We start from the raw sequence: 23,967 nt of genomic DNA on the forward strand, positions 1-23,967 counted from the left end.
CCGTTTCGGCAGCGGATCAGACGGTCTGCACCTGCTTGGCGCGGCTCGCCTTCTTCGCCCGGGGCGCGGGCGCCGCCGGGGCGGCCGCCTTGAGCATCGGGGCCAGGAACTCCCCGGTGTAGCTGCCGGACACCGCCGCGATCTCCTCGGGCGTACCGGTGGCCAGCACGGTGCCGCCCTTGTGGCCACCCTCCGGGCCCATGTCGATCAGGTAGTCGGCCGACTTGATCACGTCGAGGTTGTGCTCGATGACGATCACCGTGTTGCCCTTGTCGACCAGCCCCTGCAGCACCAGCAGCAGCTTGCGGATGTCCTCGAAGTGCAGACCGGTGGTCGGCTCGTCCAGGACGTACACGGTGCGGCCGGTGGAGCGCTTCTGCAGCTCCGAGGCGAGCTTGACCCGCTGCGCCTCGCCGCCGGACAGCGTCGGGGCGCTCTGCCCCAGCCGCACGTAGCCCAGACCCACGTCGACCAGCGTCTTGAGGTGCCGGTGGATCGCCGGGATGGCCTCGAAGAAGGCGGCGCCCTCCTCGATCGGCATCTCCAGCACCTCGGCGATGGTCTTGCCCTTGTAGTGCACCTCCAGGGTCTCCCGGTTGTACCGGGCGCCCTTGCACACCTCACACGGGACGTACACGTCCGGCAGGAAGTTCATCTCGATCTTGATGGTGCCGTCGCCCGCGCAGTTCTCGCAGCGGCCGCCCTTGACGTTGAACGAGAACCGGCCCGGCCCGTAGCCGCGCACCTTCGCCTCGGTGGTCTCGGCGAACAGCTTGCGGATGTTGTCGAACACGCCCGTGTACGTCGCCGGGTTCGACCGCGGCGTCCGCCCGATCGGCGACTGGTCCACGCCGACGACCTTGTCCACGTGCTCCAGGCCGGTGACCCGGGTGTGCCGACCCGGCACCATCCGGGCGCCGTTGATCTGGTTGGCCAGCACCGTGTACAGGATGTCGTTGACCAGCGTCGACTTGCCCGACCCGGACACGCCGGTGACCGCCGTGAACTGCCCCAGCGGAAACGCCACGGTCAGGTTGCGCAGGTTGTGCTCGCGCGCCCCGACCACGGTCAGCTCCCGCCCCGGCGTACGCGGCCGCCGCGTCGGCGGCACCGCGATCTCCCTGCGCCCGGACAGGTACTGCCCGGTCACCGACTCCTCGCTGACCAGCAGCTTGTCGTAGGTGCCCGAGTGCACGATGCGGCCACCGTGCTCGCCCGCGCCCGGACCGATGTCCACGATCCAGTCGGCGGTGCGGATGGTGTCCTCGTCGTGCTCGACCACGATCAGGGTGTTGCCCAGGTCGCGCAGGCGCACCAGGGTCTCGATCAGGCGGTGGTTGTCGCGCTGGTGCAGGCCGATCGACGGCTCGTCCAGCACGTACAGCACGCCGACCAGGCCCGAGCCGATCTGGGTGGCCAGCCGGATGCGCTGGGCCTCACCGCCCGACAGCGAACCCGAGGGGCGGCCCAGCGACAGGTAGTCCAAGCCCACGTCGACCAGGAAGCGCAGCCGGGCGTTGATCTCCTTGAGCACCCGCTCGGCGATGAAGCGCTGCCGGTCGTCCAGCTCCAGCCCGGCCAGCGCCTCGGCGGCCTCGCCCACCGACAGCGAGCACAGCTCGGCGATGTTGCGCCCGTCCAGGGTCACCGCCAGCACCTCGGGCTTCAGGCGGGTGCCGCCGCAGACCGAGCAGGGCACCTCCCGCATGTAGCCCTCGTACTTCTCCCGGGACCACTCGCTCTCGGTGTCGGAGTGGCGGCGCTCCAGCCACTTCACCGCACCCTCGAACTCCGAGTAGTAGGAGCGCTCGCGCCCGTACTTGTTGCGGTAGCGCACGTGCACCTGGTTGTCGGCGCCGTGCAGGATCACCTTCTGCGCCTTGGCGGTGATGGCCCGCCACGGGGTGTCCATGTCGAAGCCGTACTTGTCGCCCAGGCCCTCCAGCAGGCGGGAGAAGTACTCCATGGTGTGCCCGCCCGACCACGGCGCGATCGCGCCCTCGGCCAGGGTCTTCTCCGGGTCCGGCACGACCAGCTCCGGGTCGACCTCCTTCTTGGTGCCCAGGCCGGTGCACTCCGGGCACGCGCCGTAGGGCGAGTTGAAGGAGAAGACGCGCGGCTCCAGGTCCTCGATGCCCAGGGGGTGCTCGTTCGGGCAGGCCAGGTTCTCGGAGAACTTGCGCTCGCGGTGCTCGTCGTCCTCGGGCAGGTCGACGAAGTCCATGATCACGATGCCGCCCGCCAGCGCGAGCGCGGTCTCCACCGAGTCGGTGAGGCGCTGCTTGCTGCTGTCCTTGACCGCAAGCCGGTCGACCACCACCTCGATGGTGTGCTTCTGCTGCTTGGCCAGCTTGGGCACCTCGGTCAGCGAGTGCACCACGCCGTCCACCCGCGCGCGGGCGAAGCCGCGGCTCTGCAGGTCGGAGAAGAGGTCGAGGTATTCACCCTTGCGGCCACGGATGACCGGGGCGAGCACCTGGAACCTGGTGCCCTCGGGCATGGCCAGGATGCGGTCGACGATCTGCTGGGGGCTCTGTCGGCTGATCGCCTCGCCGCAGGTCGGGCAGTGCGGCTGGCCGACGCGGGCGAACAGGAGACGAAGATAGTCGTACACCTCGGTGATGGTGCCGACGGTCGAGCGCGGGTTGCGCGAGGTCGACTTCTGGTCGATCGAGACCGCCGGGCTCAGGCCCTCGATGAAGTCGACGTCGGGCTTGTCCATCTGGCCGAGGAACTGCCGGGCGTACGACGAGAGCGACTCGACGTAGCGCCGCTGGCCCTCGGCGAAGATCGTGTCGAAGGCCAGGCTGGACTTGCCCGACCCGCTCAGGCCGGTGAACACGATCATCGCGTCGCGCGGCAGGTCCAGGCTGACATCGCGCAGGTTGTGCTCGCGCGCCCCACGAATGATCAGGCGATCGCTCACGGAAGGCTCTCCCCACCACGGTTGCTCGGAAGTGTTACCAATGAACGCGCCCCGGCGGGGCGCTCGAAAGTTACGACACCGGACAAAGCTCCCAGCGGGTACGCGCGCAGCAGCGCGCACCTGCGCAGAGCTCACGCGGACTGCAGGGCAGTCCAATGCCTGGGCAACTCTAGCCCCGCCCTCCGACAAGTTCGGCACGCGCCACGAACACACGTGCTAACCACGGCGAGTCCCCGGTGACAGCCGCGTCCGGTGGGTTGGACGGCTTCAGTCATACACCTTGGATGACACCTGGCGGGCGCGCTAGCATCCGCCACCGTGACCGACGTGACCAGCACCTCAGCCCCTGCCGACCGCGCCGACGAGGCCGGTCCCGTCTGCGTGCTGTGCCACCACCTCCCGGCCGCGCCCGCGACCCTCCACCAGGTGAACGGCGTACTGGTGTATCTGCGCTGGAACCGGGAGCAGGGACCGTTCTGCCGCGACTGCGGCACGACGCTGTTCCGCGACGCCACCGCCCGGTCGCTGAGCCGCGGCAGCTGGCACCTCCTGTCCCCCGTGCTGGTGCCCCTGGTACTGGCCCGCAACCTGGCCGCGCGGCGCGCCGTCACCGCGCTGGCCGACCCCCGACCCCACCCGGTGCTGGCCGCGCCCAACCACCGGCCGCTGGTGCCGGGCCGCCCGGTCATGCGGCGGCCCACCTCGTGGCTGGCGCCGCTGCTGCTGGCGGTGCTGGTGTCACTCGCGCCACTGGTCGCGGGGCCGGGCGTGCGGTACGACCGGGTCGGCGGCTGCGTGCGGAAGTCCACCCCGCTGGGCATGTACGACGCCATCCGCTTCGTCTCCTGCGCCGACGTCCACGACGCGCGAATCGCCGCGGTGGTGACCAGCTGGACCGAGTGCCGTGGCTTCGACGAGTACGTCGCCGAAGGCGGCCACTTCTACTGCCTCACCACCGAACCGGACCCCACCCCGGCGCAGCCCGACTGACCCCGCCGGAACCGCGGCCACGGCCCCGTCAGGCGCGGGTCACAGCCGGAACCGGGGCGGCCGTTCCCACTGCCGCCCGCGCCGCCGGGCCGCCGTGGCCAGCCGGTCCTCGCGCCGCCGCGACTCGTACGCCAACTCGCGCTGCAGCTTGCACCAGCTCTCCCAGCGGCGCCCGGTCAACGCCCCGTCGGCCAGCGCCTCGCGCACCGCGCAGCCCGGCTCCTCGCCGTGACCGCAGTCGGCGAACCGGCACTCCGTGATGATCGCCAGTACGTCGGAGAACGTCTGCTCCAGCCCGACCTCGCCGTCGAGCAGGCCGACTCCCCGGATGCCGGGCGTGTCCAGCACCGCCCCGCCGCCGGGGACCGGCATCAGGGCCCGGTAGGTCGTGGTGTGCCGCCCCTTGCCGTCCACCCGCCGGTTGGCCTGGGTCGTCATCACGGTGGCCCCGAGCAGCGCGTTGACCAGCGTGGATTTGCCGACGCCGGAGGGGCCGAGCAGCCCGAGGGTGCGGCCGGGGGCGACGTACGGCATGAGGGCGGCCAGGCCGTAGCCGTGTTCGGCGCTGATCGGCAGGACGGGCACGCCGGGGGCCAGTTCGGCAAGGTGGTCGGCCAGGGCGGCCGGGTCGGCGACCAGGTCGGCCTTGGTCAGCACCAGCACCGGTTGGGCGCCGGACTCCCAGGCCAGGGCGAGCAGGCGCTCGACGGTGGCCGGTTCGGGGCCGGGGTCGAGGGAGGCGACCACGGCGACGGTGTCGAGGTTGGCGGCCAGCACCTGGCCGGTCGAGTCCTTGCCGGCCGTGCGGCGGACGACGGCGCTACGGCGGGGCAGCACCGACTCGATGGTGGTGCGGGCGTCGGGCCAGTGGCGCAGGGCCACCCAGTCGCCCGCGCAGGGCAGCGCGACCGGATCGGCCGCTGCGGCGATCATGGCCGGGCCGCCGAGTCCGGCGCGTACGGTGCCGCCGGCGGTGAGCACGGTGCACACGCCGCGGTCGGCGCGCACCACCCGGCCGGGTTCGTGGTCGGGCCGGTCGAAGAGGGGGTATGCGGAAGCGAAGCGGTCGTCCCATCCGAGGGACGACAACGAGACGGTCATCTGCGATGTCCTTGCCTTGCTGGTACGGGAAGCGGGGTCACGCCACCCGATCGGGTGGCGTGCTGGAAACCTCGACAGTCATGGCGCCACCCCCTTCAAGGCCGTCGTCTGGAGCCGGTCTGGCGAGCCGGTCTCGCGTACTGGCCGCCACGCTACGCGCACCCGCCGCCCGGGTGCCACGGATTATCGCCGCGCAGGTCAGGCGCTGGGCGGGGCGTTGACCGCGGTGGAGCGCCCGGCGACGGCCAGCGAGCCGAAGGCGTACCGGTAGTCGGCGCAGCGGTGCCGGTGGCAGATCGGGCAGCCCGCCTGCGGCGACGCCGGGTCCGGGGTGTGGTCGCGCAGCATGCGCCGGTAACCCGCGGCCTGCGCGTCGGAGATTCGTCCACTGTGCACGTCGGCCTCCCCAGTGCGCCGTCCCGGCTTCCAGACTCGCACGTGCGAGTTTCAGGTTCAAGGTGGCGCGCGAGCCAACTCTGGCAGGTCGCCGACATCGGGTACGCGAGCGCGGCGCGGCGGGTCTTGCCGGGTCCGAAGGGGCCGCACCAGACTGGGGCGAACCGATCGTCGTCGAAGGAGGGTCATGGCTACTTCGGGCACGTCACTGCGCCGCCGCAGGCTCGGCGTCGCGCTGCGGGAGTTGCGCGAGCGCGCCGGGATGACCCACCAGCAGGTGGGGCCGGTGCTGGACTGCTCGCCGTCCAAGCTGAGCCGGATCGAGAACGGCGAGGTGGGGGTACGCCGCGGCGACCTGCTCGCCCTGCTCGACCTGTACGGCCTCGACGACGCCCTCCAGCGCGACGAACTCACCGAACTGGCCCGCGAATCCAAGCGCCGCGGCGGTTGGTGGCTGAAGTACGGCGACCTTTCCGCGCCCTTTCTGAAACTCATTCAACTCGAATCCGAGGCGGCCTCGATTCGCGGCACCGATCTGATGCTGGTGCCCGGTCTGCTACAGACCGCCGAATATGCCAGAGCCCTCATAAGGACGGCCGTTCCCGACGACGAGGAGGAGCTCGAGCGCCGGGTCCGGATCCGGCTGACCCGCCAGGAGATCCTGCTGCGACCGGACCCGCCGGAGCTGTGGGTGATCCTCGACGAGGCGGCGCTGCACCGGCGCGTGGGCGGCCCGGCCGTGATGAGTCAGCAGCTCAAGGCGCTTGTCGCGGCGGGCGACCGGCCGAACGTGACCATCCAGGTGTTGCCGTTCGACCACGGCGAGTACGAGGCCATGGTCGGCTCGTTCCGGGTGATGCGATTCGCCGATCCGCGTGATCCCGACACGGTCTATCTCGAGGGATATGTGGGCGCGGTGTACCTTGACGACAGTCGCGACGTCCGGCGATATAGTCTGGTCTTCGACCATCTCTGCGCGGCGGCATTGAGCCCGCAATCGTCACGGCAGCTACTGCTCCGTATAGCGCAGAATCACGTTGAGTAAGGCATAAGGAGCACGCGCGATGCGCGATGTGGAATTGATGGCCGCGACCTGGCGCAAGAGCACCCGCAGCGGACCGAACGTGAGCGACTGCGTCGAGATCGCCGAGACACCGGCCCTGGTGGCGGTGCGCGACTCCAAGGACCCGGCCGGACCGGTGCTGCGGTTCTCCTGGGACGAGTGGCGCAGTTTCGTGGCGGGGGCCAAGGCCGGGGAGTTCGACCGGTAGCCCGCCGTGCCCGGCTGCGGTAGGACGGTGTGATGAACGAGATCAGCACCGTCCTGCCGCCCGAGGGGGCGCCGGTGGACGAGAACGCGCCCTGGCTGCCGCTGCACCCCGAGCAACTCGCCGAACTGCTGTCCGGCGTGGCCGCCCCCTGGTACGTCGCCGCCGGTTGGGCCCTAGACCTGCACCGGGGCGAGCAGACCCGGCCGCATCACGACCTGGAGATCGGGGTGCCCCGCCCGGCGTTCGGGCAGATCGCCGCCGCGCTGCCGCAGTACGTCTTCCACGTCGTCGAGCAGGGACGAGTGCTGCCGCTGACCGAGGCGGCGCTGGCGCAGACCTTCCAGACGTGGGCCTGGGACCCGCTCGACAGCGGGTACCGGGTGGACGTGTTCCGGGAGGCGCACGAGGGCGACCTGTGGATCTGCCGTCGCGACGAGCGGGTGCGGCTGCCGTACGCCGACGTCGTCCGGCACACGCCCAGCGGGCTGCCGTACCTGGCGCCCGAGCTGGTCCTGCTGTTCAAGGCGAAGGGGCGCCGCCCCAAGGACGAAGCCGACTTCGCGGGCATCCTCCCGCTCCTGACCGCCGCCGAGCGCGCGACCCTGCGCGAACTGCTGGACCTCGTCCACCCCGGCCACGAGTGGATCGCCGCACTCGACTGAGCCCGAAGGCGCTGAGCCCGAAGGTGCTGAGTCCGAAGGTTAAGAAGGGCCCCTTCCTCTACGCAAAGCGATAGGAAGGGGCCCTTCCTTACCTCAGGGCTGGTCGAAGAGGAGGCTGAGGCGGTTGTCGGACTGCTCCACGACGAGCAGGGTGCCCGGCGGGACCGTCTCCAGCACCTCCGGTGGGAGTTGCACCGTGCCGTCGCTGGCGACGACGGCGAACTCGCGGCCGTCGCGGCCCTCGGCGCCGACCCGGCCGTCGCGGATGGTCACCGCCCGGCCCAGGCGGGCGCCCACCTCCGGGTCGTGCGTGACCGCGACGATGGTGGTGCCGCGTTCCCGGTTGACCGTGTCCAGGGCGTCGAGCACCTCGTCGCGGGCGGAGCGGTCCAGTCGGCTGGTGGGTTCGTCGACCAGCAGCAGGCCGGGCGAGGCGGCCACGCCGACCGCGATCGCGGCCCGCTGCGCCGCACCCGGGGCCAGGTCACGGACCCGGCGGTGACCCATGCCGACCAGGCCGAGCAGCGACAGGATCCGCTCCGGCGGCTCCAGGTCGGCCGGGCGCACCTGCGCGGCCCGCCGCTGCGCCAGCCAGATGTTGGCGGCGACCGTGGCGTACGGCAGCAGGTTGCGTCGCGCCCCCTGCAGCACCACGCCCAGGTCGGTGCCGCGCATGCGGGCCAGCTCAGCCTCGCTGACGCGGCCGATGTCGGTGGCGCCGATGCGCACCTGCCCGGCGCTGGGCCGCATCAGCCCCGACAGCAGCGCGATGAGCGTGGACTTGCCCGAGCCGGACGGCCCGACCAGCGCCAGCCGCTCGCCCGCCGCGATGTCGAGGTCCACGCCGGACAGCGCCACCACGTCACCGCCGCTGGACCGGTAGATGTGCACGACCCTGCGGCACCTGACCGCCAGACCTGTCACTGGTCCGCTCCCTCACTCTGCGCGCGCACCAGGTGCGTCGCGATCCAGCACCCCACCAGCAGCACCGCCGCGGCCGCCGCGACCGGCCCGGCGACCGCGCCCAGCCGGGGCAGCGCCGGGGCGGGGAACGACGGATCACCGTCGGAGAAGACCGGCAGCACGTCGCGGGCCAGCGCCCACGCGGCCGCCGCCGCGACCAGCCCGGTCAGCATCGCGACCAGCGCCAGCGCGCAGCGGCTGCCGGTGGCCACGGTGCGCAGCGTCCGCACGCGTACGCCCTGCAGGCTCAGCACCGACAGGCCGCTGTCACCGCCCGGCCGTTCGAACGTCGCCAGCGCCGCCAGCCCGGCCGCGGCCAGCAACACCGAGATCGCCGACACGACCAGGCCGAACCACAGCCCCAGCCGGGGCGCGACGCTGATCTGGTCGCGCCGCTGCGCCACCGTGTAGTGGCCGAGCACGGTCAGCCCGGCCGCGTGCAGCCGCTCGATCGTGTCCGGCGGCGCGTCCGCCGCCAGCCACACCTCCGTCGCCGTGAGCGTCACGCCCCGACCCAGCACCAGGTCGGCGTAGCTCAGGTCGATCAGGGCGCCGTACGTGCCGAACCGCGGCACCGACGAGGTGCGGGCCGCCGCCGCCACCGGAATCTCCAGCCCGCCGGTGCCGGTGAACTTCGGCGCGACCAGCGGCTGGGTCACCACCAGCGGCAGCGGGCCCGGCAGAATCGCCGCGACCAACCTGGTGTCGGGCAGCACGGCCCCGTCGGCCGTCATGGTCAGACCCTCGGGGGTACGGGTCAACTTCGCCACCGGCCGCGCCGAGCTGGACTCCGCCTGGGACCACCGCGCCAACCGCGACAGCTCGTCGGCGCTGAGCACCACCTGTCCGGTCTCGTCCCGCAGCGCGCCGAGGGTCAGCGTGAACCGGGTCTGTCCGGTGCGCTCCGGCACCACCGACAACTCGTCGAGGCGGCACGGCGCCTGGCCGCAGCCGTCCGTCGGCACGGTCACCCGCTGCCGACCCGGCCGCAGCTGCACCAGGCGCGCCTCCACCCGCCGCAGCGCGTCCGCGCTGATGAACACCAGCCGCACCTGCAGCGTGATCTCCGGGTCGGGCGAGGTCACCGTCACGTCGACGTCCAGGGCGTTCGCCTTGACCAGCATCTGGTCCGGTTCGACCGGGTGCAGCAGCCGAGCCGCCTCGGCCGGGCCGACGGTGGCGTCCTGCGGCCAGTTGGCCACGTTCGGCAGGCGCGAGCTGTCCACCGCCATGATCAGCTGCATGCCGCTGTTGCGGTACCGGGACACCGCCATCGCGTAGTCGCCCCGGGGGTCGACCTTCGCCACCGCCGCCAGCAGCAGCGGCGCGGTCGTGTCCTGCACCGTCACCACCTGCGCCGCGCCGGTCTGCACCCGGGCCCGCTCGGCCCAGGCCCGGCCCGAGGTGTCGTACGCGGTGAGCACGAACCCGAGCAGCCCGAACGCCACCGTGATCAGCACGACCAGGCGGGCGGCGCCGGGCACCCGCGCGATCGCGAACGCGGCCAGGCTGGTCCGCAGCCGTCCGCGCCGCAGACTGGCGCGGGCCAGGCGCACCGCCTGCGCGGGCAGCACCCGCGCGGCGACCAGGCCGAGCCCGAGCCCGAAGCAGACCGGCGCGAGCAGACCCAGCCCACCGGCACTGCCCGCCACCGCGGCCTGGTATCCGGCCAGCGCCGCCAGCGCCCCGACCGCCACCTCGATCGCGGCGGCCACCCCGGCCCGGCGGGGCGCCCGCAGCCGCCGCAGCAGCCCGAGCACCGGCGTACGCAGGGCGCCGACCTGGGCGAAGGCGCCCGCGAGCAGCGCGCCGAGCACGGCGACGGCGGCGTACTGCAGGGAGCGGGTGCCCAGGGTGACCTGTGCCTGCGGCATCGCCGAGGCGAGCACCGCCCTGGTGCCGTAGTAGCCCAGCAGCAGCCCCGGTCCCGCCGCGAGCAGCACCGGCAACGCCACCTCGGCGAACGGCAGCGCCCAGCGCAGCCGCCACGGCGTGCCGCGCAGCGCGGTCAGGCCCAGCTCCTCGCTGCGCCCCTCCACCGCCGCGGCGACCACCAGGAACAGCACGAACCAGCACAGCAGCACCAGCGGCAGCGCCGCGACGGTGACGCTGTCGGCCAGCAGGCCCTCGCCCTCGGCGATGCGGGCCATCAGCGCGGGGATGTCGGTGATCGTCACGAAGTTGCCCGCGGTCAACTCGACCCGGGCCTGGTTCAGGCCCGCGATGAGCGTGTCCGGGTCGGCGTACGCCTCAGGCGGGGCGATCAGGTCGACCGTACGGGTGACCAGCCCCTCCAGGCGGAGCACGGTGTGGTCGGTGGTGAACATCGGCGACGACTCGCCGCCGAGCAGGCCCGCCCGTCCGGCCCAGTAGGCGTCGGTGGACGACGGCGGCGCGAACGTGCCCACCACCGCCAGCGGCAGCCGCTGCTCCAGCTGGTCGCCCGGAGAGAACTCCACCGTCGCGCCCGGCTTGAGCCCGAGCCGCGCGGCGAGGTCGTCGCGGACCACCACCTCGGCGTCGGCGACCGCGCACCGGCCACTGGAGATGGTGAGCTCGCGGCAGGCGCCACCGCGCGACACCAGCCAGGCGTTGGTCTTGACCGGGTCGGTCCCGGGCGCCGCACCGGCGGGCACGGCCAGCGCCCGCCCGACGACCTGCAGCCCCGGCACGGTACGCAGCCCCGGCACGTACGGCAGCCGCGGCGACTGGCCGTTCCTGACCTCGTCCTCCTCCACCAGCCGCTGGCCCGCGACGACCCGCTCGGTCACCGGGGCGTCCTGGACCTGCGCCAGCCGCAACGCCTGGGCCGCGGCGTCGTGATACACCGGGCCGCCGGTCGCGGCCGCGGCGGCGGCCAGCGTCAGCAGCAGCGTGATCAGGGCGGCGGCGCGCCGTTCGCGCAGCATGTCCCACAGCAGCCCGGTCACCGGACCTCCTCCAGGTCGAGCCCGTCCACCCGCGACAGTCGGCCGCCCACCCACAGCGCGGCTCCGGCCAGCAGGGCCGCGGCGGGCAGCAGCACCGCGAGCAGCACCACCGGCGTCGGCGGCCCGCCGGACAGCGGCCGAACCAGCCACACCGGCACGGCCACGAGGCTGCCCGCGAGCGCCGCGGCCGCCACGACCAGCGTGTAGCCGGTCCGGGTGGCCGCCCGCACCGCCCGCTGCGGCACCCCCTGGGTACGCAGCGCGGCCAGCTGCGCCCCCCGGCCGCCGGAGTCGACCGCGGCGATCAGGGCCACCGCGACCAGCGCCAGCACCAGCGCGAGCAGCGCCGCGCCAAGATGGAACCGGGCGCCGGGCCCGGTCCGCAGCGCCAGGCCGCGCTCGACCAGTTCGTCGACGCCCACGGTGCCCACGGTGACCAGGCCCGCGGCGCGCAGCCGGTCGAGGGCGTCGGCGGGAGCGTTCTCGGCCAGCCACACCTGCAGCTCGGCGATGTTGTCGAAGGTGTCGGCGGCCCGGTCTGCGGTGGTCAGGTCGACCAGGATCCCGTCGATACCCACCCCGGGCAGCTCCGGCGCGGTGCCGACGATGTCGATCGGCCGGGGCAGCGCCCCGAACGCGCTCGCGCGCACCACCGTCCCGTCCTGCTCCACCGAGGGCGGCCCGGCGACCAGCACCGGCAGCGGCACCGCGGTGTCGGAGGCCTGGATGCGGATGTCCGGGTCGGGGTGGCGCGGGTCGGCGGGGTAGTACCGCAGGGACAGGCCCTCGGCGCTGGGCAGCAGCAGCACGCCGGACTCGGCGCCGACCTCGGTGCGGAAACGGGCCGGGGCGCTCATCCCCGCCTCGTCGAGCACGACCGCGTCGGGGGTGTGCTGCAGGACGCGGTGGAACACCACGTCGTCGGGGGAGAACGGGAAGCTGAACCAGGCCAGGCGGCAGCCGTCGCCGGTCGCGCAGACGGGCACCGGCAGCCGCTGTTCGCGGCGGCCGGGCACCGGCTCGAGCCGGGCGACGACGGAGATCTGCTCGCCCTTGGGGCCTTCCAGCACCACGGTCACCGGGACGGTGGAGCGCTGGCCGGGCGGGACGGTCACGTCCAGCGCCAGCTCCGCGCCGGTGATCCGGATCGGGTCGTTGGCGCGCGGGCTCAGCCGCCGCGCCGCCCGCTCGGCGGACTGCGTGGCGGCGGCTGGCCAGTACGCGACCCGGGCCAGGCGGGAGGTGTCCACGGCGACAGTGGTGCCGGACGAGCCGCGCTCCCGGGCGACGGCCATGGCCCACTGCCCCGCCGGGTCGGCCCGGCGCACCGCGTGCAGCAGGGCCGAGCGGGACGGCGCCCGGACGGTCACCACGCGCTCGGCGCCGAGTCCGAGGCGAGCCTGGTCGGTCACGGCGCCCCGGGTCGCCTGCCAGCCCAGGGCGGCCTGCCCAAGCAGCGCCACCACCACCACGACCAGCGCGACGAGGCGGTCGGTGCCGGGGCGGCGGGCGACGTACAGCGCGGCCAGCGCCGCACCGGGGCGGCCGATGCGCAGCAGCGCGGTGCCGACCGCCGCCGCGACGGGGCGGACGATGCGGGCCAGCAGCACGCCCGCCGCGACGGCCAGCAGCGCCGCGGCCAGCGCGGGCAGCACCGTTCCGGCGTCGTCGACCGCGCCGTCCGCCGACGGTCCGCTCTGCGTCAGCGCCGCGACCGCGAGCACCACGGCCAGCACCTCGACCGTGCCCGCGACCCGGCCGCCGCGCCGAGCGGGCACCTCGCGCAGCGCGTCGAGCACCGGGCCCGAGTGCACCCGCAGCTGCGCCACGACCGCGCCGACCAGCACCCCCACCGCCACCGCACCCGCGGTGGCGAGCGTGGGCACGTCCAGGGGCACGCTGTCGACCTGGTCGAGCGCGAGCCAGGCGAGCACCCGGACGAGCAGCCACCCCAGGCCGAGCCCGACCGGCGCGGCGGCCAGCAGCACCAGCACCGCGGGTCCGGCGGTCAGCGCGATCCGGGTCCGCCGGGGCGCGCCACGCAGGCCGCCCATCGCCACCTGGGTACGCCGCTGGGCGGCCGAGTAGACCAGGCCGAGCAGCAGCACCGCCCAGGCCACGGCGACCAACTGGCCGGCGCCGATCAGCACCGGGGTGGGCAGCGCGGCCTGGCTGGCACGAACCCGGCGCAGCAGGTTGTAGACCCCGTCGCGGACGGCGTAGCCGGGGCCGGGTGCCGACCTGGCCCCGGTCGGGCGGCTCAGCTGGTCGAGCACCGCCGGGGTCAGCCGGGTCGGCGTGAGGAAGTCGACGGTGGCGCTGACGGTGACCGGGCCGAGCTGGTCGATCGTGGTGGTGACGGTGTAGACGGGGTTCTGCGGCCGCAGCGGGATCGGCGTCAGGTCCGCCCGGCCCGCCCAGTACGGATCGGCCAGCGGCGTCGTGCCGTCGGGAGTGTGGTCGGGGTCGTAGACGCCGACGACCCGCACCGGCCGGGGCGTCAGGTCGCCCAGCCGGTAGCTCAGCGTCGCTCCTACGTCGACACCGAGCTCGGCGGCGGTCGGCGCGGACAGCGCCACCTCTCCGGCCTGGCCGGGGCAGGCGCCGCGCAGCACCAGGTGCGCGCAGGCGCCGTCGCGCGCGGCCAGCGCGGCGGCGACGGTCCGGACGTCCGGCGCCGCCCCGGCCGCGTTCGACGACGCGGTGCCGGTCGCCGGGGTCGGCGTGGGGGCGGTCGCCGGGGTCGGCGTGGGGGCGGTCGACGGCGCGGGGGCGGTCGAGATCGTGCCGAGCACGTACGCGCCGCGGACCTCGGTCAGCCCCGGGCGGGACAGCAGCGGGCCGACCTCCCCGGCGGCGGTGCCGGCGGCGGAGGCGGCGTCGGGCTTGGCGTCGATCTCGGCGGTGGTGGTGATCGCGTGCTCGGCCGCCGAGGCACCGGCCGCCTCGACGGCGATCGCCTGTGCGGTGGCCGCCGCGGCGTACAGCGGACCGGCCGCGGCGGCGGCCACGACCAGGATGCCCAGCAGCGCCAACAGCGCTGTCTCGCCACGGCGTTCGCGCAGCGCGCTCAGTATCAGCCGACCCATGTCACCCTCTGCCACCCGCGCCCAGTGCCCCGCCGCGACGAGCCGCCGCGCGACGCGTCACCGCGATAGGCGATCAAGACGGGGACCTTGGTTGACCAGGACGAGTGTTTATGGCTGCCCGGCTGACGTCACTCAGCCGTCCGTGCCGCCGGAACAGCCCGAACGGGTGACGGGACCCCCAGCGGTCGTAGCGGTACAGCCTCAGCGGTCGTAGCGGTACAGGTCGTACCGGCGCATCAGGACGGTCAGCCGCTCGGCCTGGGCGGCGGTGCCGTACCCGGCGCGGGCCAGCGCGGACGCGAACCGGTCCGGGTCGGCGCCGGGCGCGGGCGCGCCGCCGAGGCGGGTCGCCAGCAGTCGGGCCTGATCGAGGAACGCCTCGCGCGGCGAACGGTAGGCGCGCAGGCCGTCGCGGCAGCCCAGCGCGGTGGTGCCGGGGCCGTCGACGCAGTCGCGCCGGAACAGGTCGTGGTCGGCGTACGCGGTGGCCGCCCGTCCCCACCCGCTCGCCTCCGCCGCCTGCGCCAGCAGCACCGACGCGGGCACGCCGGTGGCTCGCGCCGCCGTGCGGGCGGCGTCGGCGTACGCCAGTGCGAAGGCGCGCGCCCCGGCGGGCAGTGCCCCCGGTGGCTCCTGACCGCACCAGGGCAGCCGGGGCGGGCCGGGTGACCAGCGCACGTACGCCTGCGCGACATATCCGCCGGAGCCGAGCCGCAGCCAGACCGGGCTGCGCCGCCCGTCGCCCACCGCCTGCCCCCACGCCTGACACCGCACGGCCAGGGGTGCGCCGTCGTCGAGGGCGCCCACCCGGTCGTGCCCGGTGCCGGGCCCGGAGCGGATGTTCAGCTCACCGCCGCCCGCCGCCACCCGGGCGGTCCCGGGCCGCCCCGACTCCGCGCACCAGGCCAGCCCGTCCGGCATCGCCGCGCGCCCAGGTGACCAGGCCAGGAACGCGTCGGGCACCATCCCGCCGTCGACCAGCACCCAGTACGCGCTGCCGCGCAGCGGGCCGGTCAGCCGCTGCCCCCAGACCCGGCAACGTGGCATCACCGCGGTCCCGTCCGCGAGCCGGGCGGTCACCGGACGGTCGACGCCCGGTCCCGCGCGCACCGCGAGCACCCCGCCCTCGGCGTGGACCCGGGCCGCGGGGGCGGCCGGTTCGGCGTGGGCCGTCGTGGGCAGAAGCAGCGCGGATGCGAGCAGACCCAGCAGAAGTCCGATCCGGGAGGAGTGAACCGACATATCCCGTACAACCCAGTTTTTGGGGCCGGGCCACCCGCCGTCCCTCCGCCAGGGGTCGCCCGAACGGTGACCTCTGACACGCGATGCCCCCCGAGCACGGTATTTGATCAAGCTTGCCGGAGAATAGAGGCATGCAGACCCGCCCCGATCTCCGCAATGTCGCGATCGTCGCCCACGTCGACCACGGCAAGACCACGCTCGTCGACGCCATGCTCAAGCAGGCCGGCGCTTTTCACGCCCGCGCCGAGGTCGCCGACCGGGTGATGGACTCCGGCGATCTTGAGCGGGAGAAGGGCATCACCATCCTCGCCAAGAACACCGCCGTCAAGTACGTCGGTGCCGACGGCGACCAGGTCACCATCAACATCATCGACACGCCCGGCCACGCCGACTTCGGCGGTGAGGTCGAGCGCGGCCTGACCATGGTCGACGGCGTCGTCCTGCTCGTCGACGCCTCCGAGGGCCCGCTGCCGCAGACCCGGTTCGTGCTGCGCAAGGCGCTCAAGGCCCGCATGCCGATCATTCTGGTCATCAACAAGGTGGACCGGCCCGACGCCCGGATCAAGGAGGTCGTCGACGAGACGTACGAGCTCTTCCTCGACCTCGACGCCGACGAGTCGCAGATCGACTTCCCGATCGTCTACGCCTGTGCCCGTGACGGCATCGCCTCGCTGACCCAGCCCGAGGACGGCAAGGTCCCCGGCGACAGCGACTCGCTGCAGCCGCTGTTCCAGACGCTGCTCGACGCCATCCCGGCGCCGACCTACACCGAGGGCGCGCCGCTGCAGGCGCACGTCACCAACCTCGACGCCTCGCCGTTCCTGGGCCGCCTCGCGCTGTGCCGGGTGCGCCAGGGCACCATCCGCAAGGGCCAGAGCGTGGTCTGGTGCAAGACCGACGGCACCCAGCAGAACGTGCGCATCTCCGAGCTGCTGATGACCGAGGCGCTGGAGCGCAAGCCCGCCGAGGAGGCCGGTCCCGGCGACATCATCGCCGTCGCGGGCATCGCGGACATCATGATCGGCGAGACGCTGGCCGACGCGGAGAACCCGGTGCCGCTGCCGCTGATCACCGTGGACGAGCCCGCCATCTCGATGACCATCGGCACCAACACCTCGCCGCTGGTCGGCCGGGTCAAGGGCGCCAAGGTCACCGCGCGCATGGTCAAGGACCGGCTCGACAAGGAGCTGGTCGGCAACGTGTCGCTGCGGGTGCTGCCCACCGAGCGCCCCGACGCCTGGGAGGTGCAGGGCCGCGGTGAGCTGGCGCTGGCCATCCTGGTCGAGCAGATGCGCCGCGAGCAGTACGAGCTGACCGTCGGCAAGCCGCAGGTGGTGACCCGGGAGATCGACGGCAAGCTGTGCGAGCCGGTCGAGCGCCTCACCATCGACGCCCCCGAGGAGTACCTGGGCGCGATCACCCAGCTGCTGGCCACCCGCAAGGGCCGGATGGAGCAGATGGTCAACCACGGCACCGGCTGGATCCGGATGGAGTGGCTGGTCCCGGCGCGCGGCCTGATCGGCTTCCGGACCGAGTTCCTCACCGACACCCGCGGCACCGGCATCCTGCACCACGTCTTCGAGAAGTACGAGCCGTGGTTCGGCGAGCTGCGCACCCGCAACAACGGCTCGCTGGTGGCCGACCGCTCCGGCGTGGTCACCGCGTTCGCGATGACCAACCTGCAGGAGCGCGGCACGCTGTTCGTCGAGCCGACCGTCGAGGTGTACGAGGGCATGATCGTCGGCGAGAACTCGCGCTCCGACGACATGGACGTCAACATCACCAAGGAGAAGAAGCTCACCAACATGCGAGCTTCGACCTCGGACGAGACCGAGAAGCTGATCCCGCCGCGCAAGCTGTCGCTGGAGCAGGCGCTGGAGTTCTGCCGCGAGGACGAGTGCGTCGAGGTCACCCCGGCCGCGGTGCGCATCCGCAAGGTCATCCTCGACCAGACCCAGCGCGGCCGCCTGGCGGCCCGCCGCAAGCACGCCTGACCTACCAGGTCAGGATCTTCCTGAAGGACGAGGGGTGCTGCTAGGCTGCGGCACCCCTTTCCTTTGGAGATCCACATGCGCGCTGACCGGCTGGTCCTCGCCCTCTTCGGCGTGGACGCCACGCTCAACATCATCGCGGCGGGCACCGAGAACAAGGCTCTCGACTGGGCCACCAAGCCGATCCTGATCCCGCTGCTGGCGCTGTGGTTCTGGCTGGCCGCCCGGCAGCGGGGCCTGCGGGCCACCCCGGGCATCCTGGCCGCGCTCGGCTTCTCCACCCTCGGCGACATCGCGCTGCAGAACGAGGGCACCGCCTGGTTCATCAGCGGCATGGTGCTGTTCCTCGGCGCGCACGTCTGCTACATCACCACGTTCGTGCGCAACGGCGCGCTGTCCCGGCTGCGGGCCATGCCGATGCTGCTGGTCCCGGTCGGCTACCTGGTCTTCCTGGTCACCGCGTTGACGCTGCTGTGGCCCGCGCTCGCCGAGGTCGGCCTGGCCGTGCCGATGGCCGGGTACGGGCTGGCGCTGACCGGCACCGCGGCCCTGTCGTCGGCGTTCGGCTGGCGCACCGCGCTGGGCGGCGGGCTGTTCCTGCTGTCGGACCTGCTGATCGCGGTCCGCGTCGCCGACGCGTTCACCATCCCCGGCCCGCCGATCTGGGTGATGCTGACCTACGCCCTCGCCCAGTTCCTGCTCGCGTGGGGCTGGCTGGACCGGCAGGCCCGCGCCGCCGCCTAGCCGGAGAACTCCCCCATCAGCGCGCGGACGTTGCCCACGTACTGCGGGTTCGGGTAGAAGACGGTGTCGCCGTCGGTCGCCTCGCGATCGACGGCGCCCTGCCCGTAGTTGTACGCCGAGATCACCGCGTTGAGCAGGCACCATTCCTTGCTGTCGGGCACGGCGGGGTCGCGGGCGCAGTCGGACTCGCGCAGGGTGTAGTCGACCGGGCAGGGCGCGGGCGCCGCCGACGGCGACGCGGACGGGTCCGGCTCGGTGTCGACGTCGCAGGTGCCGAAGTCGTACCGGTCGCCGAAGTACTTGATCAGCCACTGCAGGTAGGCCGAGCCGAGCATCGTGTTGCCCGACAGCTTGTGCAGGTCTTCGTCCATGGTGAACTGCGAGGCGTTGTTGAGCCAGTCCGCGGTCACCGGCATGACCTGCATGGTGCCGACACCACCGTCGCAGGCGACGATCGCCGACTGCCAGCCGCTCTCCTGTTTGGCCACCGCCTTGATCAGGCTGGTCGGCAGGGTGACGGCCGACTTCGTCCAGTAGCGGCGCGCGGCCGCGGCCTCCAGCGCCGCCTCGACCTCTGCCTTCGGCGCGTTGGTCCCCTCGTAGAAGGGGCAGGCCTTGCCCGACGGCAGCGGGGCCGGGGCGGGCGGCGGCGCGGCCGGTCCGGCGGGCTTGGTCGGTCGTGGGCTGGGCTTGGGCTGCGGCTTGCGCGTCGGCGACTTGGACGGCTTCGGCTTGGCCGACGGGCTCGCGCTCGGCGACGGACTCGCCTCGGGGGTCAACGACGGCTCGACCGGCGACCCCTCCACCGCGGCGGCCGCCGCGGGCGGCTCGGTGGTCCGCGGCGGATCGCCGCCGTCCAGCACGATCGCCGTACCCGCGATGAGCACACCCACCACCGCGAGCGCGCCGAACACATAGTGGACGCGCGTCACCCTCATTGAGCCCTCCCCGTGGTCCCAGGCCCGGAGCCTAGCCGACCACGGGGAGGTGCGCTGACCCGGTTCAGACCTGCTCGCTGGTACCGATGCACAGGTAGTCGTCGGTGATCTTGCTGCCGCCGTAGCGCGACTCGTGGAACTCCTCCACCGTGCCGATGGAGTCGCTCGGGCACTGGTCCTCGTCGTCGACGACCTTGGTGACGACACCGTCGTTCGCCGTGTCGCAATCGACGAAGAGCACGGAGTCACCGGTCGTCGCCCGGATGCACTGGCCGACCTTGCTCGAGTCGCCGCCGGTGGCCGCCGCGTAGACGAACACCCCGACCACGGCCAGCGGCACCAGCGCGCCCACGATGGTGGGGCGCTGGTACACCGGGCGGCCCGGCGACCACGGCGCCCCGGCCCAACCCTCGGGCGCCGGGACCGGCGTCGCCAGCTTGTTCAGCTTGAGCCGACCGAACAGGTTGTACAGCAGGATGAACGGCGTGATGATGAACGACGCCCAGCCCCACCAGCCCTGGACCAGGGTGCGGCTGGTCATGGTGCGGAAGACGGCCAGGCCGCAGTCGCGGCAGTAGACGCCCTTGTTCTTGAGGAACTGCATCACGATGATCATGCCGCGGTGGCCGCGGAAGGTCATCGGCGCCGCGGGGCTGCAGCCGCAGTTCTCGCAGGCGTAGGTACGGTCAACGGCCGCCAGCGGGGCCGACAGGTGCGGAGGGATCAACTCGGTCACGGCGGCGCACTCTACAAGCCGCGGCCGACACGTGTCGCCCCGCTCTCAGTAAGCTCCAAGGATGTCCACTGTGCAGTCGTTCGAGCAGGAGCTGTCCGCGTTCCCGGGGACGGCCTCGGTCTGGTTCGGGCCGGTCGGCGGCCCCGCCGCGTACGTTCGCGCCGAGCACGCCCGGCACTACGCCGCGAGCACCATGAAGGTCGGCGTGATGATCGCGGCGTGGCGGGCCGCCGAGGCGGGGGCGCTCGACCTGGACGCCCCGGTGCTGGTCCACAACGAGCACGTCTCCGCCGCGTCGGGCGCGCCGGTCTACCGCAACGACCCGGAGTACGACAGCGACCAGGCGGTCTGGGCCCGGCTGGGCGAACTGGTGCCGCTGCGCTGGCTGGCGACCCGGATGATCGTGAAGTCGTCCAATCTGGCCACCAATCTGGTGCTCGGCGCGCTCGGCCCCAACGACGAGGCGTTCGCCCAGGTCAACGAGGTGTGGCGGCTGGCCGGGGCGGTCGAGGCGCACACCGACCGGGGCATCGAGGACTATCCGGCCCGCGACGCCGGGATCAGCAACGAGGTGACCGCCGCCGACCTGGCCGCCCTGTTCGGCGCGCTGGAGGGCGGCAAGCTCGCCTCGCCCGCCGGAACGGCTCAGATGATCGAGGTCCTGGCCGCCCAGGAGTGCCGCGACGACCTGCACCGGGGGCTGCCCGCCGACGCCCGGGTGGCGTTGAAGAACGGCTGGGTGCCGCGCGAGCGCCACAGCAGCGCGATCGTGTACCCGACCGACGCGGCGCCGTACCTGCTGGCGGTGTGCACGACCGGCGACCTCCCCGACGCGCAGGCGTGCGACCTGCTGGGGCGCATCGCCGCGGCGAGCTGGGCGCAGCGCCGCTAGCACGATGTTCGATGAAGGGCCCCGTCCGGCAAAGGGGCCCTTCGCCGTACGAGTCGTTACCGAAGAATTCTTTCGCGCGGCCGGGCAGCAGGTTATCGTCTGGGACGTGTCGATCATCGAGGTCCGCACCCGCACCATCTCCGCCCCGCTGCACACGCCGTTCGTGACGGCGCTGCGCCGCGCCACGTCCCTCGAGACGCTGCTGGTCGAGATCGTCGACAGCGACGGCGTCTCCGGCTTCGGCGAGGCCCCGCAGGTCTGGGCGGTGACCGGGGCGAGCATCGCCGGGTCGCGGGCATGCGTCGAGCAGGTGCTGGGGCCGCTGCTGGTCGGGCGTGACCCCGACGACCTGGCCGCGCGCTGCCGCGAGACGGCGCGGGCCGTGGTGGGCAACGAGGCGGCGAAGATGGCCGTGGACGTCGCGCTGCACGACCTGGCCGCGCGCCGCCTGGGCATTCCGCTGGTACGGCTGCTCGGCGGCACCAGCCTGCGGGTGCCCACCGACGTGACCCTGGCCGCGGGCGAGGCCTCGGCGCTGGCGGCCACGGCCAAGCAGCGTGCCGCCGAGGGCTTCACCGTGATCAAGGTGAAGGTCGGCACGGACGCCGCGGGCGACCTGGCCCGGGTCCGCGCCGTGTGCGGCGCCGTCGACCCCGGCGTGAAGGTGCGCCTGGATGCCAACCAGGGCTGGAGCCCGCGCGACGCGGTCCGCATCATCAACCGCATCGCCGCCGAGGAGCTGCCGGTCGAGCTGGTGGAGCAGCCGGTGGCACGGGCCGACCTGGACGGACTGGCCTGGGTCAGCGCCCGCGCCGATCTGCCGATCATGGCCGACGAGTCCGTCTTCGGCGTGCGCGACCTGGTCGAGGTGATCCGCCGCCGCGCCGCCGACCTGGTGAACGTGAAACTGGCCAAGTGCGGCGGCCTGAGCACCGCGCGCACGCTGCTGGAACTGGCGGCCGCGCACGGGTTGGGCACCTGCGTCGGGTCCATGATGGAGGGCCCGGTGGGCATCGGCGCGGCGGCGAGCCTGGTCGCGGCGCACCCGACGACCGTGGTGAGCGATCTGGACGCCGCCTGGTGGCTGGCCGCCAGTCCGGTGGATGGCGGCCCCCGCTACGACGGTGCCACTGTGGTACTACCCGATGCCCCCGGACTGGGCGTGTCCGGCGCGGCACAGTGACGACAGGCGCAGTGACGAGGCGATTCGAGGTGGCGGCAATGATGAACGCGACGGTGGCGGCCCCGGTGGCGACGCTGTGGGCCCGACCGGACTCCCCCCGGCCGGGGGTGGACACGGCCGCGCTCGGCCCGTGCAGCAGCCCGCGATCCTGGGTGGACGGGCTGGACGACGCCGGGCGCATGTACACCGGCATCCTCACCCAGCTGCTGCACGGCGAGCCGGTGCTGATCGAGGAGGTCCGCGACGGCTGGGCCCGCGTGGTCGCCACCGCCCAGCCCGCGGCCAAGCTCGACCCGCGCGGCTACCCCGGCTGGCTGCCCCTGGACCAGCTCACCGTCCGTGACGGCGACTCCGACAAGGCCTTCGACCCGGTCGCGGCGGTGCCGGTGGCGCGCGCCTGGCTCGGCGTGCCGTACGTGTGGGGCGGCATGTCGCCGTACGGCATCGACTGCTCGGGGTTGATCCACATCGCGTTCCGGCAGGTCGGTCTGGTGCTGCCGCGCGACGCCGATGACCAGTTCGCCGCCGCCGAGCCGGTGGAGCTGGGCACGGAGCAGCCCGGCGACCTCTACTTCTTCTGCGGGTCCCCGACCGACCGGACGTCGATCAAGCACGTCGGGTTCGTGACCGCCGCGCCCCTGCCGGACGGCGGCCGCCGCATGCTGCACGCATGCGGCGACGGCGGTCGGGTGGTCGAGGAGGTCATGCCCGCCCCCCGCGTGGACACGCTGATCGGGGCGGGTCGGGTACGGCTCAGCCCACCGGCGTAGGCGTCCGGTCGCTGGGCTTCGGCTCCCGCGAGGACTTGATCAGGCTGGCCACGGTCGCGATGCCGAGGATGCCCACGATCACGCCCAGCGAGACGCCGATGCTGATGTGCGGCACGCTGGTGATCGGCTCGCCGCCGTTGATGAACGGGACGTTGTTGCCGTGCAGCGCCTCCATGATCAGCTTCACGCCGATGAACCCGAGCACGGCGGCCAGCCCCAGCGACAGGTAGACCAGCCGGTCCAGCAGGCCGCCGAGCAGGAAGTACAGCTGACGCAGGCCCATCAGCGCGAACACGTTCGCGGTGAAGACCAGGTACGGCTCCTTCGTCAGGCCGAAGATGGCCGGGATGGAGTCGAGCGCGAAGATCAGGTCGGTGGTGCCGATCGCGATCATCACGATCAGCATCGGCGTGAACATCCGCTTGGCGCCCACATGCGTGGTCATCCGCGCGCCGTCGTAGCTGTCGCTGATCGGCAGCACCCGGCGGCTCCACCGGATCAGCGCGTTCTCCTTGAAGTCGGACTCGTCGCTCTCCCCGTGCCGGGTCAGCTGCCACGCGGTGTAGATGAGGAACAGGCCGAACAGATAGAAGACCCACACGAACCGCGACACCAGGGCGGCACCCGCCGCGATGAACGCACCACGCATCAGCAGCGCCAGCACGATGCCGATCAGCAGCACCTTCTGCTGGTAGATCCGCGGCACCGCGAACCGGCTCATGATGATCACAAAGACGAAGAGGTTGTCGACGGACAGGCTGTATTCGGTCACCCACCCGGCGAAGAACTCCTGCCCGTACCGCGAACCGTAGTTAAGGAAGATCCAACCGCCGAACACGCAGGCCAGCAGGACATAGAAGACGACCCAACCGGTCGCCTCCTTCATCGAGGGCTCGTGCGGGCGGCGCCCGATGATCAGCAAGTCGACGGCGAGGAGTGCGGTCAACCCGATGAGGGTTGCCGCCCAGACCCACGTGGACACATTCACAGACAGACCTCCGGTCGGCATAAATCCTTGCCCCGGAGGTCTCTCCCGCCACCGGCCGGGACCCCGGCCGACGACCGACGGCGCCGGGATCACACCAGGCGCAATGCCCGGGGGGAGCCGTGTTGACGACACCGTCGCGAGGGATACTCCCCTCC

The 23,967-nt window shown here is 73.0% G+C and carries 19 protein-coding genes; 9 read left to right on the forward strand and 10 right to left on the reverse strand.

What is annotated here, in order from left to right:
- Positions 1-16 precede the first annotated feature (16 nt).
- On the reverse strand, positions 17-2,926 hold the full coding sequence (gene uvrA / locus KUA19_RS19625; RefSeq protein WP_217397544.1) for an excinuclease ABC subunit UvrA: 2,910 nt from the start codon (positions 2,924-2,926) through the stop codon (positions 17-19).
- A 327-nt stretch (positions 2,927-3,253) separates the two neighbouring features.
- Between uvrA and KUA19_RS19630 the strand changes: the two genes are divergently transcribed.
- Positions 3,254-3,916: a hypothetical protein gene (locus KUA19_RS19630; RefSeq protein ID WP_217397546.1), complete on the forward strand. Its 663-nt coding sequence runs from the start codon at positions 3,254-3,256 to the stop codon at positions 3,914-3,916.
- Positions 3,917-3,955: 39 nt separating this feature from the next.
- Here KUA19_RS19630 and rsgA read toward each other — a convergent pair whose 3' ends face one another.
- Positions 3,956-5,017 carry a ribosome small subunit-dependent GTPase A gene (gene rsgA / locus KUA19_RS19635; RefSeq protein ID WP_217397548.1) on the reverse strand — a complete coding sequence of 354 codons (1,062 nt, stop codon included), beginning with the start codon at positions 5,015-5,017 and terminating at the stop codon, positions 3,956-3,958.
- Positions 5,018-5,215: 198 nt separating this feature from the next.
- Positions 5,216-5,413, reverse strand: a complete 198-nt coding sequence (locus tag KUA19_RS19640) for a hypothetical protein (RefSeq protein ID WP_217397551.1) — start codon at positions 5,411-5,413, stop codon at positions 5,216-5,218.
- Between the two features lie 187 nt (positions 5,414-5,600).
- On the opposite strand from KUA19_RS19640, the gene KUA19_RS19645 reads away from it, so the two are divergent.
- Genes KUA19_RS19645 through KUA19_RS19655 form a run of 3 tightly spaced genes read left to right on the forward strand, consistent with a single transcriptional unit; the run spans position 5,601 to position 7,346 of the window.
- The gene (locus KUA19_RS19645; RefSeq protein WP_217397553.1) at positions 5,601-6,458 is read left to right on the forward strand and encodes a helix-turn-helix domain-containing protein; all 858 of its coding nucleotides are present in this window, start codon (positions 5,601-5,603) and stop codon (positions 6,456-6,458) included.
- A gap of 19 nt (positions 6,459-6,477) precedes the next feature.
- Entirely contained in the window at positions 6,478-6,684 is a 207-nt protein-coding gene (locus KUA19_RS19650) for a DUF397 domain-containing protein (protein ID WP_217397556.1), read from the forward strand.
- Positions 6,685-6,716: 32 nt separating this feature from the next.
- A complete protein-coding gene (locus tag KUA19_RS19655) occupies positions 6,717-7,346 on the forward strand; it encodes a nucleotidyltransferase domain-containing protein (RefSeq protein ID WP_254549770.1) in 630 nt (209 codons plus the stop codon).
- Between the two features lie 93 nt (positions 7,347-7,439).
- Here the strand turns inward: KUA19_RS19655 and KUA19_RS19660 are convergent, their stop codons facing one another.
- The 4 genes from KUA19_RS19660 to KUA19_RS19675 form a co-directional block, all read right to left on the reverse strand.
- Entirely contained in the window at positions 7,440-8,270 is an 831-nt protein-coding gene (locus KUA19_RS19660) for an ABC transporter ATP-binding protein (RefSeq protein ID WP_217397557.1), read from the reverse strand.
- Complete coding sequence (locus KUA19_RS19665) at positions 8,267-11,239, reverse strand: hypothetical protein (protein ID WP_217397559.1); 2,973 nt, start codon at positions 11,237-11,239, stop codon at positions 8,267-8,269. The genes KUA19_RS19660 and KUA19_RS19665 overlap by 4 nt, the downstream gene beginning before the upstream one ends.
- Positions 11,236-14,328, reverse strand: coding sequence for an ABC transporter permease family protein (locus KUA19_RS19670; protein ID WP_217397561.1), 3,093 nt, complete (start codon positions 14,326-14,328; stop codon positions 11,236-11,238). Before KUA19_RS19670 ends, KUA19_RS19665 begins: the two co-directional genes overlap by 4 nt.
- Positions 14,329-14,529: 201 nt before the next feature.
- A complete protein-coding gene (locus tag KUA19_RS19675; protein ID WP_217397563.1) occupies positions 14,530-15,570 on the reverse strand; it encodes a glucosaminidase domain-containing protein in 1,041 nt (346 codons plus the stop codon).
- A 131-nt stretch (positions 15,571-15,701) separates the two neighbouring features.
- Here KUA19_RS19675 and typA point away from each other — a divergent pair, with 131 nt between their 5' ends.
- Together typA and KUA19_RS19685 are read left to right on the forward strand one after the other, a co-directional pair.
- Entirely contained in the window at positions 15,702-17,564 is a 1,863-nt protein-coding gene (gene typA / locus KUA19_RS19680) for a translational GTPase TypA (RefSeq protein ID WP_217397565.1), read from the forward strand.
- 75 nt (positions 17,565-17,639) lie between these two features.
- Positions 17,640-18,305, forward strand: a complete 666-nt coding sequence (locus KUA19_RS19685) for a lysoplasmalogenase (RefSeq protein ID WP_217397567.1) — start codon at positions 17,640-17,642, stop codon at positions 18,303-18,305.
- Here KUA19_RS19685 and KUA19_RS19690 read toward each other — a convergent pair.
- Together KUA19_RS19690 and KUA19_RS19695 are read right to left on the reverse strand one after the other, a co-directional pair.
- The gene (locus KUA19_RS19690) at positions 18,302-19,243 is read right to left on the reverse strand and encodes a lytic transglycosylase domain-containing protein (RefSeq protein ID WP_217397569.1); all 942 of its coding nucleotides are present in this window, start codon (positions 19,241-19,243) and stop codon (positions 18,302-18,304) included. The two genes, KUA19_RS19685 and KUA19_RS19690, sit on opposite strands and share 4 nt — an antisense overlap.
- A gap of 64 nt (positions 19,244-19,307) precedes the next feature.
- The gene (locus KUA19_RS19695; protein ID WP_217397571.1) at positions 19,308-19,979 is read right to left on the reverse strand and encodes a hypothetical protein; all 672 of its coding nucleotides are present in this window, start codon (positions 19,977-19,979) and stop codon (positions 19,308-19,310) included.
- Between the two features lie 61 nt (positions 19,980-20,040).
- Between KUA19_RS19695 and KUA19_RS19700 the strand changes: the two genes are divergently transcribed.
- The 3 genes from KUA19_RS19700 to KUA19_RS43990 all read left to right on the forward strand — a co-directional run bounded on the left by KUA19_RS19700 (position 20,041) and on the right by KUA19_RS43990 (position 22,824).
- A complete protein-coding gene (locus tag KUA19_RS19700) occupies positions 20,041-20,871 on the forward strand; it encodes a serine hydrolase (protein WP_217397573.1) in 831 nt (276 codons plus the stop codon).
- A gap of 106 nt (positions 20,872-20,977) precedes the next feature.
- The gene (locus KUA19_RS19705) at positions 20,978-22,054 is read left to right on the forward strand and encodes a mandelate racemase/muconate lactonizing enzyme family protein (protein WP_217397575.1); all 1,077 of its coding nucleotides are present in this window, start codon (positions 20,978-20,980) and stop codon (positions 22,052-22,054) included.
- 38 nt (positions 22,055-22,092) lie between these two features.
- Positions 22,093-22,824: a C40 family peptidase gene (locus tag KUA19_RS43990; RefSeq protein ID WP_217397578.1), complete on the forward strand. Its 732-nt coding sequence runs from the start codon at positions 22,093-22,095 to the stop codon at positions 22,822-22,824.
- Here KUA19_RS43990 and KUA19_RS19715 read toward each other — a convergent pair.
- Complete coding sequence (locus KUA19_RS19715; protein ID WP_217397579.1) at positions 22,808-23,812, reverse strand: TerC family protein; 1,005 nt, start codon at positions 23,810-23,812, stop codon at positions 22,808-22,810. The two genes, KUA19_RS43990 and KUA19_RS19715, sit on opposite strands and share 17 nt — an antisense overlap.
- Positions 23,813-23,967: the final 155 nt, after the last annotated feature.

Origin of the sequence: Catellatospora tritici (genome assembly GCF_019083965.1) — a bacterium.
Taxonomy (GTDB): Bacteria; Actinomycetota; Actinomycetes; order Mycobacteriales; family Micromonosporaceae; genus Catellatospora; species Catellatospora tritici.